The organism is Rhodoferax sp., from assembly GCF_030646845.1.
Taxonomy (GTDB): domain Bacteria; phylum Pseudomonadota; class Gammaproteobacteria; order Burkholderiales; family Burkholderiaceae_C; genus Rhodoferax.
In genome coordinates this window covers 50,668-66,334 of the sequence record NZ_JAUSLE010000004.1, presented here as the reverse complement: position 1 = coordinate 66,334, position 15,667 = coordinate 50,668, and the positions used below count along the sequence as shown (strand labels likewise).

At 62.3% G+C, this 15,667-nt stretch carries 14 protein-coding genes; 7 read left to right on the top strand and 7 right to left on the bottom strand.

What is annotated here, in order from left to right; all coding sequences use genetic code 11:
- Positions 1–18 precede the first annotated feature (18 nt).
- The 6 genes from Q7T10_RS01085 to Q7T10_RS01060 form a co-directional block, all read right to left on the bottom strand.
- A complete protein-coding gene (locus Q7T10_RS01085) occupies positions 19–1,869 on the bottom strand; it encodes a diguanylate cyclase (protein ID WP_304744964.1) in 1,851 nt (616 codons plus the stop codon).
- Entirely contained in the window at positions 1,856–4,489 is a 2,634-nt protein-coding gene (locus tag Q7T10_RS01080; RefSeq protein ID WP_304744962.1) for a chemotaxis protein CheB, read from the bottom strand. The genes Q7T10_RS01085 and Q7T10_RS01080 overlap by 14 nt, the downstream gene beginning before the upstream one ends.
- Before the next feature lie 105 nt (positions 4,490–4,594).
- Positions 4,595–5,140 carry a universal stress protein gene (locus tag Q7T10_RS01075; RefSeq protein ID WP_304744960.1) on the bottom strand — a complete coding sequence of 182 codons (546 nt, stop codon included), beginning with the start codon at positions 5,138–5,140 and terminating at the stop codon, positions 4,595–4,597.
- A 5-nt stretch (positions 5,141–5,145) separates the two neighbouring features.
- Positions 5,146–5,904 (bottom strand): Crp/Fnr family transcriptional regulator, encoded by a 759-nt coding sequence (locus Q7T10_RS01070; RefSeq protein WP_304744958.1) that lies wholly within the window; start codon positions 5,902–5,904, stop codon positions 5,146–5,148.
- A gap of 128 nt (positions 5,905–6,032) precedes the next feature.
- Complete coding sequence (locus Q7T10_RS01065) at positions 6,033–6,710, bottom strand: response regulator transcription factor (protein WP_304744956.1); 678 nt, start codon at positions 6,708–6,710, stop codon at positions 6,033–6,035.
- On the bottom strand, positions 6,707–8,542 hold the full coding sequence (locus Q7T10_RS01060; RefSeq protein WP_304744954.1) for a PAS domain S-box protein: 1,836 nt from the start codon (positions 8,540–8,542) through the stop codon (positions 6,707–6,709). Before Q7T10_RS01060 ends, Q7T10_RS01065 begins: the two co-directional genes overlap by 4 nt.
- 226 nt (positions 8,543–8,768) lie before the next feature.
- Here Q7T10_RS01060 and Q7T10_RS01055 point away from each other — a divergent pair, with 226 nt between their 5' ends.
- The 7 genes from Q7T10_RS01055 to Q7T10_RS01025 all read left to right on the top strand — a co-directional run bounded on the left by Q7T10_RS01055 (position 8,769) and on the right by Q7T10_RS01025 (position 15,174).
- Positions 8,769–9,995 carry a multidrug effflux MFS transporter gene (locus Q7T10_RS01055; protein ID WP_304744952.1) on the top strand — a complete coding sequence of 409 codons (1,227 nt, stop codon included), beginning with the start codon at positions 8,769–8,771 and terminating at the stop codon, positions 9,993–9,995.
- Between the two features lie 19 nt (positions 9,996–10,014).
- Positions 10,015–11,079 (top strand): tRNA (adenosine(37)-N6)-dimethylallyltransferase MiaA, encoded by a 1,065-nt coding sequence (gene miaA, locus Q7T10_RS01050; RefSeq protein WP_370653706.1) that lies wholly within the window; start codon positions 10,015–10,017, stop codon positions 11,077–11,079.
- A complete protein-coding gene (locus tag Q7T10_RS01045; RefSeq protein ID WP_304744948.1) occupies positions 11,076–11,729 on the top strand; it encodes an ABC transporter ATP-binding protein in 654 nt (217 codons plus the stop codon). Before miaA ends, Q7T10_RS01045 begins: the two co-directional genes overlap by 4 nt.
- A gap of 93 nt (positions 11,730–11,822) precedes the next feature.
- A complete protein-coding gene (locus Q7T10_RS01040; RefSeq protein WP_304744946.1) occupies positions 11,823–12,191 on the top strand; it encodes a hypothetical protein in 369 nt (122 codons plus the stop codon).
- On the top strand, positions 12,170–12,622 hold the full coding sequence (locus tag Q7T10_RS01035) for an archease (protein ID WP_304744944.1): 453 nt from the start codon (positions 12,170–12,172) through the stop codon (positions 12,620–12,622). Before Q7T10_RS01040 ends, Q7T10_RS01035 begins: the two co-directional genes overlap by 22 nt.
- 3 nt (positions 12,623–12,625) lie before the next feature.
- Positions 12,626–14,056: an RtcB family protein gene (locus Q7T10_RS01030; protein WP_304744942.1), complete on the top strand. Its 1,431-nt coding sequence runs from the start codon at positions 12,626–12,628 to the stop codon at positions 14,054–14,056.
- Positions 14,057–14,067: 11 nt separating this feature from the next.
- Complete coding sequence (locus Q7T10_RS01025) at positions 14,068–15,174, top strand: CapA family protein (protein WP_304744940.1); 1,107 nt, start codon at positions 14,068–14,070, stop codon at positions 15,172–15,174.
- Between the two features lie 23 nt (positions 15,175–15,197).
- Here the strand turns inward: Q7T10_RS01025 and Q7T10_RS01020 are convergent, their stop codons facing one another.
- The gene (locus tag Q7T10_RS01020) at positions 15,198–15,659 is read right to left on the bottom strand and encodes a CBS domain-containing protein (protein ID WP_304744938.1); all 462 of its coding nucleotides are present in this window, start codon (positions 15,657–15,659) and stop codon (positions 15,198–15,200) included.
- Between the last annotated feature and the right edge of the window lie 8 nt (positions 15,660–15,667).

Genomic DNA, 15,667 nt, shown 5'->3' with positions numbered 1-15,667 from the left:
GCCATCTCCTCCGGCAGGCTATTGCAGGCCCACTTCAAGGCGGTTGCGTCCACCGTGTTTGGCCCGGTACAGCGCGCCATCGGCCACGCCCAGCAAGGCCGCAAAGGAAGTCTCGTTCGACAGACAGGCCGCCCCGATGCTGACCGTGTAGGGGATGCGCTCTCCGTCAAACTCAACCGGGCTGACCCGCACACTGTCGATAATCCGTTGCGCCAGCGCACACCCCCCTTCAAGCGCCGTGTTGGGCAGCAAGACCGCGAATTCTTCTCCGCCGATGCGGCCAATCAGATCCGATTCCCGCAAGACAGCGGACACAGTGCGCACAAAGCCCTGCAGAACAACATCGCCCGCCGCATGCCCATGGCGGTCGTTGATCAGCTTGAAATGATCCAGGTCCAGCATCAATACCATCAATGGCAATTCATAGCGAATTGAGCGGGTGATCTCATGCTCGGCCAGATTGAGGAAATTGCGTCGACTCAGGGCGCCAGTCAATGTGTCGATGTTGGCAAGCGTCAGACTGGCCAGTTCGGCCGTCTTGATGCCGGTGACATCTTCATGGCTGATAACGATACGTTCCGCGGCATCGTGAACGGCTGTTACTTTCAAGATGAACCAACGCTTGTCCGATGGCGCGAAGAAGGGCTGCGGAAGCTGGAAATGAGCAAGCTCGCCAGCGATGACTGAAGCAATGCCGGCCGAGGCAGCCAGCACCGTTTCCTGGTCTTTGCCAGTGATGCAATCAAGTGCCTCCAGGTAGTTGCCGCCAACAAAACAGGGCGCATCGGCCAAGCCGTTGTCAATAGCATATTGACGCCATGCGGCATTGGTCTGCAGCACAAGGCCCCGCCGATCCAGCACGGCGATTTGCGCCGCCAGGGAATCAAATACAGCCTGCTGGAACCGGCTGGCGACCCGCAAAGCCTCTTCGATCTGCTTTCTGTGCGTGATGTCGACATTCGTGCCGATCATCCGCAATGGCTTCCCGTCTTCGCCACGGCTGACGACGGTGCCGCGGGAAAGAACCCATTTCCAGCTTCCGTCCTTGCATTGTCCCCGGTGTTCATTGACAAAAACGGCCGAGTTGGCGCTCAAATGCGCCTGCAAATCCGCGATCACACGTGGTTTGTCGTCCGGATGTATGTGGGTAGTCATATCCTCGATGTGGCGTCCGTATTCGGCGTCCGCGAAGCCGAAGAGTTGCCCGAAGCGTTTTGAATAAACTACTTCGCCGGTCTGCACATTCCAGTCCCAGACGCCGTCACCAACGGCATCAAGTGCGAGCTTCCAGCGCTCCTCGCTCGCCCGCAACTGTGCTTCCATTTCCCGGCGGTCCGTGACGTCCATCAGAATGACCTGCCACCCCACGTCGTCCCCCAGCGGCGCGATCTTGATCTGCACATGCGTGACGAGACGCCCTTGCTTCTTGAGCGCCAACTCACAGCCCTGCACATCGCCGGATTTCGCGCACCGCTCCAGCATGGCGGCAAACACAGGGCGCTCCTCGTCAGAGATGTACGAGCCCAATCGGCTGCCCAAGAGCCGGGCACGCTCTCCACCCAGCAAACTGGCACCCGCCAGGTTCAGCTTGGTAATGGCACCGTTCAGGTCAAGCGAGAGAATACCCACGGGCGCAAAGTCATACAGCTCGCTGCTTTGATTGAGCGCCATCTCAAGCTGCGCCCGGGCGGCGTTGAGATGCTCGTTTTGCAGCTCCAGCTCTATCTGATGGACTTCCAGCTCTTCAAACAGCTTTTGAGCCTGCACCAGGGTCAACGCTGTGGCGTCACTGCTCATGCGACCCAACAGCCGCTTTCCGGCGGCGTCACGTAGCTCACCTATCGTCGATGGATTTCTACGATAGGCCATCAACGACGCCCTCGCGCTTTAAATTCTCCAGCAACGCTGCGAGCCGGGCCTGGGCGGCGCGCAACTCTTGCTCCAGCTTCTTGTTCGCGGTGATGTCCGAAAAAGTGATGACCAAGCCGTCGATCCGGTTTTCCTGGGTGCGATACGGCATGGTGCGCACCTTGAACCAGTGCCCCTCCGCCGTTGAGACATCCCGCTCCCGAAACACCAGGGTGCGCAGCACGTCGTGCGCGTCCTGCAGCATCTCTGGATAGTTCAAGTCGGTCACGATGTCGGTAATCGGGCGGCCTATATCACCGGGAATCAGCTTGATGATGCGGGTGGTCTGGGCCGTAAAGCGCCGCACATTGAGTGCCGCATCCAGAAACAGGGTGGCGATTTCAGTGCTGTCGAGCAGGTTCTTCATGTCATTGCCGGTGCGGGACAACTCGGTCACTTTCGCCTGCAGTTCATGGTTGACCGTCTGCAGTTCTTCATTGATGGACTGCATCTCTTCCTTGGAGGTCGTCAGTTCCTCGTTGGTGGACTGCAGCTCCTCATTGGTGGACTGCAACTCTTCATTCGTCGATTTCAGCTCTTCCTGGGAGGTCTGCATTTCCTCCCGGGTGGACTTGGCCTCCTCCCGGGACTGCTGCAGTGCATGCATCAGTTCCTGCATGCGCGCACTGTTGTTCCCTGCATCGGCAGCCGCTTTTGCCGACTTCCTGCGGCTGGGTCCAGCCACATCCTTGAACACAATCAGCGCCATCCCGCGCAGACCCGGGGGGTCCTCCAGGGGCTGGACGACCACATCGACATACTGGCTGACGCCATCGCCGCTGACTTTCACGTTCTTGAGATCGACCGCGGTCTTTCCCCGCACCGCGCGGTGAAAGGCCTCGCTCAGCGCCTGGTTGAGCCCCTCACGGGCCATCGCAAACAGATTCAGGCTGGGCTTGCCGATGGCAGGTTCCAGGTATTTGCCGGTTTTGCCACTGAAATAGAGCATGTCGCCCTGGTCTGTCACCAGGACAGCCGCTGGCGAGTACCGCAACAAAACCTGTCTGTCGACCAGCATCTGAAGATTCGGCGCCGGGATCACGCCCCCATGCTCCGGCGCGTCGGCCCCAGCCCACGATCTGGGAAAAGTCTGGACAAATGCTGCGGGGAAGCCCATCGGCAACACGCGAGCAGGGGCATCAAGTCGCCGGTAAATCCGGGACTTCCCTGCGAGCGGCGCAAACAGGCCGGCCGCGGCACCAACGGACTCCGCGCTCCCCAGCACCAGGAAGCCCCCGGGATTGAGGCTGTAATGGAAAAGCTGAATGAGCTTGGCCTGCAACTCCGATTCCAGATAAATCAGCAGATTGCGGCAGCTCAGCAGATCAAGCTTGGTGAAGGGCGGGTCGACAATCAGGTTTTGCTCGGCAAAGATCACAATCTCGCGAATCTCATTGCAGACCCGGTAGCCGGAGACATCTTCCACAAAAAAGCGGTTCAGGCGTGCTTGCGGCATATCGGATGCAATGCTGCGGGGATAGACGCCTGCCCGGCACGTCGCGATGGCATCCTTGTCCAGGTCAGAGGCAAAAATCTGCAGCGAAAACCGATGCGCCGGCTTGGTTTCTTCGATCACCTCCTTGAAAATCATGGCCAGCGAATAGGCCTCCTCGCCGGTGGAGCAGCCTGGCGACCAAGCCCGCAGCACCGCGCCATCCGGGTGGCTCGCCAGCAGCGCCGGTATGACTTCGGCTTTGAGCTGCTCCCAAACGGCCGCATCCCGAAAAAAGCTGGTAACGCCAATCAGCAGTTCGTTGAACAGCAACTCCGATTCCGCCAGGTTCTCGCGCAAGTAACGCAGATAGTCACTGATTCGCGCCAGCTGGTGCAAGCCCATACGCCGCTCGATGCGCCTGGAGATGGTGCTTTTCTTGTACAGCGAAAAGTCATGCCCGGTCTGGGAGCGCAGCAGGAGAATCACCTTGTCCAGAAAGCCGATGTCTTTTTGATCAACCTCGGCCTCGGTCTCGGCTTGGGCACCAAGCTGGACGCGCCCCACATAGGCCAAGATCTTGCCGGGCAGTTTGTCAGCCGGAGCGACAACGTCGGCGACACCGGCATCGATTGCGCTGCGCGGCATGCTGTCGAACTGGGCTTCAGCCGGCGTCTGTACAAAGCACGCCCCGGCGGCGTGCCTGATGGCGCGCAAGCCCAGTGTCCCATCCGAGCCCATGCCTGACAATATGACGCCAATACTGTTCTGTTGCCGGTCATCGGCCAGTGACTTGAAAAAGAAATCGATCGGCAGGCGCAGCCCGCGGGGCTCCGGCGGCTCCAGCAAATGCAACACGCCGTTCAGCACGGACAGGTCACGGCCTGGTGGAATCACATAGACATGGTCAGGCTCGACCTGCGCCTGGTCTGTGGCTTCAACAATGGGCATGGAGGTGTGACGTTGCAGCAGTTCGACCAGCATGCCCTCCCGATGGGGGTCAAGATGTTGCACGATCACAAAAGCCATGCCACTGTGAAGTGGCACGTTGGACAGAAATTGCTCCAACGCCACCAGACCGCCCGCCGAAGCGCCAATGCCGACAATGGGAAAGAGCCCGCTCGCGGGGAGCGCGTCATTGTTTTTCAATCAACCTCCGCCTGGTCTCTTTGAGGACAGCCTGTCTGGGCTGACTGTAACTGTTCAGAGTGACAGTGTAAATGCAGGCAAAAGCCACAAAAAGACTGGCGTATATCAGGGTTCAATGGCACTTTGGCTCATCAACTCTTCTGCGTGAGCAATCTCCTCCGGCGTCGGTCGGTCCACCAGGACCGGTATGGGGGCCAGGGTCAGCGTCTTGAGCGCTACGCTGCCAAGAAAGACCCTCGACATGCCGCCACGTCCGTGGGACCCAATGAAGATCATGCCACAGTTCTCGCGTTTTGCCGCGTCCACAATGGCCTGTGCCGGCGCCGAGTTGAATTCGATTCGTGTGCTCACAGGCACGCCCTGCGCGCTGGCGGCCTTCACCACAAGGTCAAGATAGCGATCCACGATGGCCCGGCACTGCGTCTCGTAGTCTGCCTCGGATGGATACTCAAACGGGATGCCGCCCACATAGACCGGGTATTGGTAAACAGGTATGGCATGAAAGGCCACCACCCGCACTTCCAGACGCTTCGCGAATGCCACCGCCTTGAGTGCGGCCGCAATGGACAGGGCCGAACCGTCGGTGGGAACCAGCATGCTTTCGAATTTGGGGCTGCTCCCGTGAAGCGACACGACGTTAACGGCAGCCATGACGACTAATTCTCGAATTTACGCAGCGCTTCCAGCGACAGAATCTTGATTTCACGCCGTTCGACCGCGATGATTCCCAAATGGTCCAGCGCAGAGAAGGCGCGGCTGACGGTTTCCAGCGTGACGTTAAGGTGGTTGCCGATGTCGCGTCGGGTCATCGGCAAGGTGAACCGGTTGGGAGAGTAGCCCATGGCCGTAAAACGTTCCGACTGGATGCGCAGGAAACGGGCCACCCGCGCCTCGGACTTGGCCGAGTGCGACAGCGCATAGTTGGTTTGCTCCTGAACGATCTCGCGGCTGATGGCCCAGTAGGCCATGCGCTCGATGTCATTGCAACCCCGGCCCGGTGAAAACAACTCCGCTGCGGGTATCTTGATCAGGTCGCAATCCGTCAAGGCAACGACTTCGCTCAAGTATTTGTTTTTGCAGATGCCGTCAAAACCCAGCAGGTCACCCTTCATCGGAAAGGCGAGCACATGCTCGGCGCCATCGACATGCGTCATCGACGTCTTGAGTGCGCCGAGTCGAACCACATAAAGCCCCTCAAAGGGTTGTCCCATGCTCAAGGCCGACTGGCCTGCCTTGAGGCGACGACGCCGGAACAGGCTGGTGTCGTTCATTTCGTGCACATGGCCGTCGAACCGCAATAAGCTCAAAATCTCCTGAAAATTTGACCAGCGCTCATCGCTCTCCAGCTTAAGCGCAGGTTGATTCGCCGAGGGCAGCCAGCGGGCTGAACTCGATATTGGTTGAACGTTCATCATGTTGTTGCTCTCTTGCCGGATGCCGCGCCCGGTGGGCGCTCAAACAAACCCCGGAGACAACTTTAGGTCGGGCACCGTGTCCAGTCTGTAGGGAGATATTGACGGGTCACGCAGGCAGCGATGGACAGTCAGCTCGACGTATCCGACGAACGCCGGCCCCTGACACCCTGGTCGTCGGAGTCAATCAGCTTGTACCGTACGGCCAGTCGCACCAGGCCCGCGACATCGCTCACACCCAGTTTGGCCATCAGGCGGCTGCGATAAGTCGCAACGGTCTTGGGCGACAAATGGAGCTCCAGACCAATTTTGGCACTGGACTGGCCCTCCACCACCATGGTGATGATTTGACGCTCTCGCGGCGACAGCGCGCTCAAGGGATCGTGCTCATCCTGCTGGGTAAAGACCTGCAGCGCCAGATCGGCCACCTCAGGACCAAGATGTTTTTTCCCCTGAACCGCCGCCTCAATGGCGGCCATGAGATCGCTCCCCGCAGAACCCTTGAGCACATAGGCGCTGGCCCCCATGCGCAGCGCTTCAGCCACCTGGCGCGGCTGGGCCGACATGGTCAGCACGACGCAGCGGGTCGGCAGGTGGCGGCGCTGCAACTCCGCCAGCAACTCGAACCCCGAACGCCCGCCAAGATTGAGGTCCAGCAGCAGCACCTCGGGGCGCAGGCGCAGCAGGTCGGCCAGCGCTTCGGTGGGGTCCGCCGACTCCCCCACGACCGTATGCCCTCTTGCCTCCAGCAGGGCCCGCAGGCCCTCGCGCATCAATTGGTGGTCGTCGACCAGGTACAGGCGGCTCATGATGCTCGCTGCCAGCTGAAAATCACACGCGTGCCCCGGGCTTCACCGGGCTCGATCGTGACGGTGGCGGCAATCGCCTGGGCTCGCTCGTGCATGCCGACAATGCCAAGGTGACCCGGCCGCGAGGTACCGCCTGCTGCGATCCCCACGCCGTTGTCAGCAACCTCCAGCCGCAATGACGCAGGAGTGCCCGTCAGTCGCACGGAAACGATAGACGATCCCGAGTGCCGCAACGCGTTTTCGATCGCTTCGCGCCCGACCATGAACGCGGCATATTCAACCTCGGTCGGCCAGCGCATCAGGGCCACGTCTGGCGCCACGTCAATGGAAAAATCGACTTGGGGCTGCGTCAGGGAGCGGTTTCGAAGCTCGTTGTCGAGCGCTTCCGCAAGACCCTGCTCATCCAGCAAGGGGGGCCGCAAGTCGATCAGCACCTGCCTGACCTGCCGGATGGCCTGACCGATGAGCATGCCCATTTGCGCCTGGAGCCGGTCGACGCCGGTGGTGGCTTTTTCTGCCTGCAATGTCATGATCGTTTCATGGGCCATGCGAATGGCAGCCATGGTCTGCCCCAGCTGATCGTGCAGCGACTGCGCCAGGCGCTTGACGAGCGCCTTCTCCTGCGTCATGAGCCTTTGTGTCAGATCGGAAAGCTGCGCCTGAGACTGCCGGATTTCGGCATCAGCTCGCGCGCGTTCGGTGACATCCCGAAAATTCGCAATCAACACCTGCTGCTGGTTGACCGTCACCTGGGAGATGGTGCTTTCCAGGTCAAGCTCCTGACCGTCTGCGCGCAGCCCCTTCACCAGACCCAATCCCATCATGCGGCTGCTTCCCCTTGATTCGGCGTATTGGCGCAGGCTCTGTCTGTGCCCTTCCCGACACCGCTCGGGCAGCAGCGCATCAATGGACTCGCCCTGCATGCTGGCCTGCGTGCGTCGAAAAATGCGCTCGGCGCCCGGGTTGAACATCTTGATCTTTCCTTCCACATCCACGCTGATGATGGCGTCATTTGTCGCGTTGACCACGGCGGAGAGGGTCTCCCGCTCCTCCAGCAGACGCTGCTCGGGCACACGGCGCTCGGTGACATCGCGGAAGTAAACCGCCAAGCCTTGCTCCGAAGGATAGACGCGCACTTTCCAGAATGCCCCCAGGGGGGCATATTCGGCTTCGAAGGACGATGCGGTGCCCTCGACCATTGCACGTTCGTACTCCCTCTGGAAAATGGTTCCAACTGCTTCCGGAAACTTCTCCCACACATTGAATCCCACCAACTCATCGCGATGGAAATGCAGAAGCTCTTCGGCACGGGAGTTCACGTAGGTGAAGCGCCCGGCACGGTCCAGTGAAAAAAAGCCATCGGGCATGTTCTCCAGCATAGTTGTCAGGCTGCGTTCCAGCTCTCGTTGTGCCTGTTCCGCGCGGCGCTGCGCCGTCAGGTCCCGAACCACCGCCATGCGCGCGCGAATGCCGTCGAGCTCAAGGTCTTCTGTGACCACCTCGACTTCAGACATACCGCCGTCGCGATGCCTGTGCTGCCACAGTCTGGGCATGCGCTGGGCCTCCGGCGGGAGCTCGAGGTGCTCACGCAGTTGCGCCGCATCGTCTTCGTGGTGAAGGTCCAGCAGGGTCAGTCCGACAAACTCCTGCTTGCTATAACCGTACTTGGCAACGGCTGCCTCGTTGACCGCCAGCATGCGCAGGGTCTTGACGTCATACACCCACATCGGCAGGGGATTGCGTTCAAACAGCAGCCGATAAGCCACCTGAAGCTTGTGAGAAACATCTTCAGCGGGCGCATCCACGCCAGGGGTTTCCGTGGAGGTTGACACTTTGGATGATGGTTCTGACGTAATCAATGCGGTGGCCAGGCAATGCGAAAAATCTTACAGGAGATAGGGTACAGCGTAAATAGCGCTGTAGGCAATGATGGATGCCAAGTGGGTCCGCGCTTGAGTTGAGAGTTGTCAATGCGACAGCGTCATCTGTAAATTTCTGCGAGTGGCCGCACTGGCCAGACAGGTGAGAGACGGGTATTGATCTGATACGCTCAGCTGGATGTCTGTTCACCCTTCTCCCACTGCCATTCCTGCCATGCAGCCCGGCCTGACCGTTTTGATTCTGTCACTGCTGCTGGGCCTGCAACCGGTCACCACCGATTTATACCTGCCGGCGCTGCCGGCCCTCACTGAGGGCTTTGGCGCACCCATGGCGCAGGCCCAGTTGACGCTGACGGCCCTGCTGCTGGCCTTTGGCCTGTCGCAACTCATCTGGGGTCCGTTGTCGGACCGGTTTGGCCGGCGCCCGGTGCTGCTGACCGGGATGACGGCCTACGTGCTGGCATCGGTGGCCAGCACGCTGGCACCCACCATGGACATGCTCATTGTGTGGCGCACCGTGCAGGGAGCCGCCATGGGCGCGGGGGTGATGTGCGCCCGCGCCATCGTGCGCGACCTGTACACGCCGGTCCAGGGCGCCCGCATCATGTCCAAGGGGCTGACCGGTCTGGGCGTGATTGCCTGCTTCAGTGCGCCACTGGGAGGCCTGCTGTCGGATCTGTACGGCTGGCGTGCAGCCCTGCTCACGCTGGCGGTTTTTGGGGCCGTTTGCCTGGCCATGGTCGCGCTGCGCTTTGAGGAAACCCTGCCACAGAAGAACATGAAGGCACTCCAGCCCGTCACTCTGGTCCGCACCTGGTTCACCATCCTGAGCAACCCCACATTTCTGGCGTTTTCCGCTCTGTCCGGCGCGTCATATGGTGGCCTGTTCACGTTTCTGGCGTCGTCATCCTTTGTTTTCATCAAGGTGCTGGGCCTGAGCAAGACGCAGTATGGGCTGCTGATGTTTTCGACGTCTTTCGCCTACATCCTGGGCACCTTCCTTTGCCGGCGTCTGCTGCCGCGTTTTGGCGTGCGCCGCTCGGTGGCCATCGCGGGCGGCCTCACCCTCACGGGCGGCACCCTCATGGGCGTGCTGGCACTGGCCGGTCTGCACACGAGCTGGGCCATCATGCTGCCCCTGTACCTTTTCATGCTCGGCCACGGCGTCCACCAGCCCTGCGGCCAGAGCGGTGCCGTGGGGCCATTCCCGCAAGCCGCCGGCGCGGCGTCAGCACTCAATGGATTCCTGATGATGATTGCGGCCTTCGCCATGGGCGGCTGGCTGGGCACGCACATGGACGGCACCGTGTTTCCGCTGGCCCTGGGCGTCTGGTTCTGGAGCGCGCTGATCGCCCTCGCGGCATGGACCGTGGTGCAAAAGCATGGAAAAACCGGTGAGCAGTGACATGCAAAAACATGAGGCGATGGGCGACGCCGGGCCACCCCAAGGTGCGAAGGTCCCCCCGGGGGGCAGCGCGGCACACAAGGTGGCGGGCGTGGGGGCCTATCTGGCGCTGGCTGGCCCGACAGCCTCGGGCAAGACGGCGGCCGCCCTGGCGATTGCCCAGGAACATGACATCGAGATCATCAGCGTCGACTCGGCGCTGGTCTACCGCGGCATGGACATCGGCACCGCGAAACCATCAGCGGCCGAGCTGGCGGCCGTGCCGCACCACCTGATCAACATCCGCGACCCATTGCAGGCCTACAGCGCAGCCGAGTTTGTGGCCGACGCCCAGGCGCTGATCGCCGACATCTCGGCGCGCGGCAAACTGCCGCTGCTGGTGGGCGGCACCATGCTGTACTTCAAGGCGCTGCTGGTCGGGCTCGATGACATGCCCAAGGCGGACCCGGCCATCCGCGCGGAACTGGAAGAAGAAGCCCGCCACAAAGGCTGGCCCGCCATGCACGCTGCGCTGGCGCTGGTCGACCCGGTGACGGCCGCGCGCCTGAACCCCGCTGATTCGCAACGCGTTCAGAGGGCGCTGGAAGTATTCCGGATTTCCGGGCAAGCGCTGTCATCCTTTCATACTGCAAAAATGATAGCTAGTGGCGCACATTTCACGCGGGCTGCAGGCCAAAATGGCTCAAACTCCTCGGAGAATGAGTCACTGCTGATCTCGCTGGAACCGCTGGACCGGGGCTGGCTGCACCAGCGCATTGCCCAGCGCTTTGACGCCATGCTGGCAAGTGGCTTTCTGGAGGAGGTCAAGGCCCTGCGCGCGCGTGGCGACCTGCACGCCGATCTGCCCTCCATGCGCTGCGTCGGCTACCGGCAGGCCTGGGAGGCGCTGGAGGGCAGCAGTCCCATGAGCGAATTGCGCGACAAGGGCATCTTCGCTACGCGCCAGCTGGCCAAGCGCCAGATCACCTGGCTGCGGTCCATGCCGCATCGCCACGTGGTGGCCTGCGACCAGCCTGCCGCCTTGCAGCAGGTGCTCATCAAGGCCCGGGATTTTTCCCGAGCTTTTGCAAAGGGCCGCGCATGAGTCTGGTGATCACAAATTTGAGCAAGCACTACGGCGAAGTGGCCGTGTTCAGCAGGGTATCGCTGACTGTGGCATCCGGCGAGTTCGTCGCCATTGTGGGTGAATCCGGCGTGGGCAAGTCCACCCTGCTCAACTGCATGGCGGGACTCGACAGCTGGGACGCGGGTTCGGTGCTGCTGGACGGCGTTGACCTGGGCCGTCTGAGCGACGACCAGAAGGCCCGCCTGCGTCGGGAGAAAACCGGCTTTGTGTTCCAGGCCTTTCACGTGCTGCCGCACCTGGATGTGGCGCAGAACGTGGCACTGCCGCTGCTGCTGCTGGGCCAGCATGACGACGCCCGCGTGCAGGCCATGCTCGACGCCGTGGGCCTGACCGGCCTGGGCCCACGCCTGCCGCAGCAACTCAGCGGCGGGCAACTGCAGCGCGTGGCCATCGCGCGGGCGCTGATCCACCGCCCCACCCTGCTGCTGGCCGATGAACCTACTGGCAACCTCGACCCCACCACCGCCGCCACGGTGATGGATGCGCTGATTGCCCAGACCCGGGAACACCATGCTTCGCTGGTGCTGGTCACCCATTCGCAGGCGGCTGCCGCGCGCGCTGACCGCGTGCTCAAGCTTGCGGCAGACGGGCTTGTCCGCATCGACTGAGTCACCCTCCCTCGGCGTTGATGTTTCGCAATGCCCCCTGCCACAGGAATGGATACAAACCAGTAGCGTTTTTATCCTTACCGGGAGGTTGCTATGAAACTAATTCGTCTGGCCGCAGTGCTGGCCATTTCGGTCTCGACTCTTGCGCTTTTTGATGGCACTGCGCTGGCGCAAAGCGCGCCCGGTGCAGAGCCCACGCCTGGCATGGGCATGGGACCGGGCATGCGCGCCGGCCGCGGACCGGCCGCGCAGTGGGGGACGGATTTCACGCCGGGGTGGACCCTGATGACACGGGCAGAGCGCAACGAACATCGTGCACGCATGCGGTCCATGACGACCTACGAGGAATGCAAAGCCTATCTGGACCAGCACCACGAACAGATGGCAGCGCGCGCCAAAGAGAAGGGCGGCAAGGCTTTGGCCCAACCGCGGCGGGATGCATGCGCCGGCCTCAAGCCCTGACGGTCGTAGACACAGTGCAGAAGCACTGGGAACACTTCGACCATGGCGCCGACATCGGTGTGCGTGGTATTGGTGCGACCAAGGCCGAGGCATTTGAACAGGCGGCCCTCGCGCTGACGGCTGTCATCACCGACCCCCAGTGCGTGGCCGAGCGCGAGGCGGTGCGCATCACTTGCGAGGCACCAGACGACGAACTGCTGCTGGCGGCCTGGCTCAATGCGCTCGTGTATGAAATGGCGGTGCGGCACATGCTGTTCTCCCGCTTTCATGTCGAACTCAAAGGAACGCAGCTGATTGCACAGGTGATGGGTGAGCCAACGCTGGTGCGGCGCCACCAGCCGGCGGTGGAGGTCAAGGGCGCCACCTATACCGCCTTGCGCGTGGCACCATTCAATGGTGGCTGGCTGGCGCAAACCGTGGTCGATGTCTGAGCCATGGATCTGAATCTGCTCAAACAACACGGCCCCTGCGCCTGGGAGATCCCAGCTCAGGGGAATATGCGTGTGCCGTGCATGGTCTTCGCCAGCCGGGAACTGGTACAGGCCATGGACCACAAGGTGTACGAGCAGGCGGTCAACGTGGCCACGCTTCCCGGCATCGTCGGCGCATCCTGTGTAATGCCCGACGCCCACTGGGGCTACGGCTTTCCGATTGGCGGCGTAGCCGCCTTTGACGCCGATGCCGGTGGTGTGGTCTCGGCCGGTGGCGTGGGCTTTGATGTGTCGTGTGGCGTACGCTGCCTGCACACCGGGCTGCGCCGCGAACACATCACGGCCGTGCAGCACAAGCTGGCCGACGCGCTGTTCCAGCAGATTCCGGCGGGCGTGGGTAGCACCGGGTCGATCCGGCTCAACAGCACGCAGATGGACGCCATGCTCAGCGGCGGCGCGAAATGGGCGGTGCAGCGGGGCTGGGGCACCAGCGCCGATCTGGAACGCATTGAGGAACAGGGCCAGATGCTGCACGCCAAACCGAAATACGTCTCCGACCAGGCCAAAAAGCGCCAGCGCGAGGAGATGGGCACGCTGGGCAGTGGCAACCACTATCTGGAAGTACAGGAGGTGACGGCGGTGTTTGATGACACCATCGCCAGCGCTTATGACCTGCACCTGGGTGATGTCGTGCTGATGATTCACTGCGGCTCGCGCGGGCTGGGACACCAGATAGGTACCGAGTTCCTGCGCCGGATGGTGGAGGCCGCGCCCAGCCACGGCCTCGTGTTGCCGGACCGCGAGCTGGCCTGCGCGCCGATCCACTCGGACCTGGGCCAGGAATACCTGGGCGCGATGCGGGCCGCCATCAACTGCGCCCTGGCCAATCGCCAGATCCTGACCCAGTTGGTGCGCGACGTGTTTGCCAAGCTGCTGCCCGCGGCTCAACTGCCGGTGCTGTACGACGTGTCGCACAACACCTGCAAGCTGGAAACGCACAAAGTCGATGGAAGATTGCGCGAACTCTATGTGCACCGCAAGGGTGCCACGCGGGCCTGGGGCCCCGGCCACCCTGAACTACCGCAAGCCTTGCGCAGCAGCGGCCAGCCGGTGCTGATCGGCGGCTCCATGGGCACCGGCTCATATGTGCTGGCCGGCACACAGGCTTCGGAGTCACTGGCTTTTTCGTCGGCATGCCACGGCGCCGGGCGCGCCATGAGCCGCCACCAGGCCCTCAAAACCTGGAATGGGCGCACCGTCGTCGATGAGCTGGCACAACGCGGCATCCTGGTGCGCAGCCCCTCCATGCGCGGCGTGGCCGAGGAGGCGCCCGACGCCTACAAGGATGTGAACGCGGTCGTCGATGCCGCCGACGCGGCAGGCCTGGCGCGCAAGGTGGCGCGACTGGAGCCGCTGGTGTGCATCAAGGGCTAACACCGCGCGCCATGGACACACTCACGCTCTGGCTGGCTGGCGACGTCATGACCGGGCGTGGCGTCGACCAGATCCAGGCGCACCCGGGCGCGCCGGTGCTGTATGAGAGCTGGGTACGCGACGCACGCGACTACGTGCGGCTGGCCGAGCGCGTGAACGGACGGGTGCCCGCGCCGGTGGCGCCGGACTATATCTGGGGCGATGCACTGGCCGAGATTGAGAGGCGCCAGCCCGAGTTGCGTCTGGTCAATCTGGAGACCGCAATCACCACCTCAGATGAACACTGGCCCAACAAGGGCATTCACTACCGCATGCATCCCGCCAATATCGACTGCCTGACCGCCGCGCGCATTGACTGCTGCGCGCTGGCCAACAACCATGTGCTGGATTGGGGGCGGACAGGACTTGACGAGACCCTGCAAACGCTGCAGCGGGCAGGTATCCATAGTGTGGGAGCGGGCCGCCATACTGAGGCGGCCTGCGCGCCTGCGGCCTTGCCAATTGCTGGCGGCGCACGACTGCTGGTGTTTTCCTGGGCCAGTCCGGACAGCGGCGTACCTTCAGCCTGGGCCGCCACGCCGGAGCGCGCCGGCGTCGCCCTGCTGCCGGATTTGACCGAGACCAGCGCACAGCAAATAGCCACAGCCGTCGCCGGACACCGCCAGCCTGGCGATCTCGTCATGGTGTCCCTGCACTGGGGCGGCAATTGGGGCGCCGAGGTGCCGCAGCTGCAGCGCCGCTTTGCGCAGCGCCTGATTGATCTGGGCGCGGCTGATCTCGTCCATGGCCATTCGTCCCACCATCCGCGGCCGGTCGAGGTGTATCGCGGGCGGCTCATTCTCTATGGCTGTGGCGATCTCATCAACGACTATGAAGGCATCGCGTCCCAGGAGACCTTTGACCCCAGCGCCGTCTGCCTGTACTTCGCGCAACTTTCGCGTGAGACCGGCGCGCTGACACGGCTTGAGATCGTGCCCATGCAATTGCGCCGCCTGCGTCTGACGCACGCCAAACCCGCCGCACGACGCAGCCTGCAATCGCTCTTCGATACCGAAGGCAGGCACTTCAACACAGGCATACAAACGCAGGAGGATGGCAGCTGGCGACTGCACTGGTAATACGACCAGCCATTGAGGCCGGCTTACTTTCGCATCTGGCGCTCGCGCTTGCCTTCGCCGTCAATGGCTCCCACCAACAGACTCAGCTCCTGCGCCAGAATGTCCAGCACATCGTCCAGCGTCACCACGCCGATCAACTCGCCCTGCCCTCCAATGACGGGAACGCGCCGCACGCCCTTGCGGCGCATGGCGCGCATCAAATCAATCAGGGAATCATCCTCGCGCGCGGTGATCAGGTCGGTGCTCATCACGTCTTCGACGCAAAAGCTGTTGAGATCAAGGCCCGGGGCCACCACAGCGGTCACGATGTCGCGGTCGGTGAGCACGCCCACGACGATTCGCATGCCGCCGGTCTCCTCCACAACCACAAGGCAGCCGACATGGTTCTCACGCATGAGCCGCGCCGCCCCGCTCAGGGTCGTTTTCCTGAAGGCGATGGTCACGTTGCGGGTGCATGTTTCACCTGTCGTCAAACGTTCACCCATTGTTTTCT

Bases quoted from the DNA above. Each gene is read 5' to 3' on its own strand.
- Q7T10_RS01085 (WP_304744964.1), bottom strand. From the start codon at position 1,869: ATGGCCTATCGTAGAAATCCATCGACGATAGGTGAGCTACGTGACGCC.
- Q7T10_RS01075 (WP_304744960.1), bottom strand. From the start codon at position 5,140: ATGGCTGCCGTTAACGTCGTGTCGCTTCACGGGAGCAGCCCCAAATTC.
- Q7T10_RS01070 (WP_304744958.1), bottom strand. From the start codon at position 5,904: ATGATGAACGTTCAACCAATATCGAGTTCAGCCCGCTGGCTGCCCTCG.
- Q7T10_RS01065 (WP_304744956.1), bottom strand. From the start codon at position 6,710: ATGAGCCGCCTGTACCTGGTCGACGACCACCAATTGATGCGCGAGGGC.
- Q7T10_RS01055 (WP_304744952.1), top strand. From the start codon at position 8,769: ATGTCTGTTCACCCTTCTCCCACTGCCATTCCTGCCATGCAGCCCGGC.
- miaA (WP_370653706.1), top strand. From the start codon at position 10,015: ATGGGCGACGCCGGGCCACCCCAAGGTGCGAAGGTCCCCCCGGGGGGC.
- Q7T10_RS01045 (WP_304744948.1), top strand. From the start codon at position 11,076: ATGAGTCTGGTGATCACAAATTTGAGCAAGCACTACGGCGAAGTGGCC.
- Q7T10_RS01040 (WP_304744946.1), top strand. From the start codon at position 11,823: ATGAAACTAATTCGTCTGGCCGCAGTGCTGGCCATTTCGGTCTCGACT.
- Q7T10_RS01035 (WP_304744944.1), top strand. From the start codon at position 12,170: ATGCGCCGGCCTCAAGCCCTGACGGTCGTAGACACAGTGCAGAAGCAC.
- Q7T10_RS01030 (WP_304744942.1), top strand. From the start codon at position 12,626: ATGGATCTGAATCTGCTCAAACAACACGGCCCCTGCGCCTGGGAGATC.
- Q7T10_RS01025 (WP_304744940.1), top strand. From the start codon at position 14,068: ATGGACACACTCACGCTCTGGCTGGCTGGCGACGTCATGACCGGGCGT.
- Q7T10_RS01020 (WP_304744938.1), bottom strand. From the start codon at position 15,659: ATGGGTGAACGTTTGACGACAGGTGAAACATGCACCCGCAACGTGACC.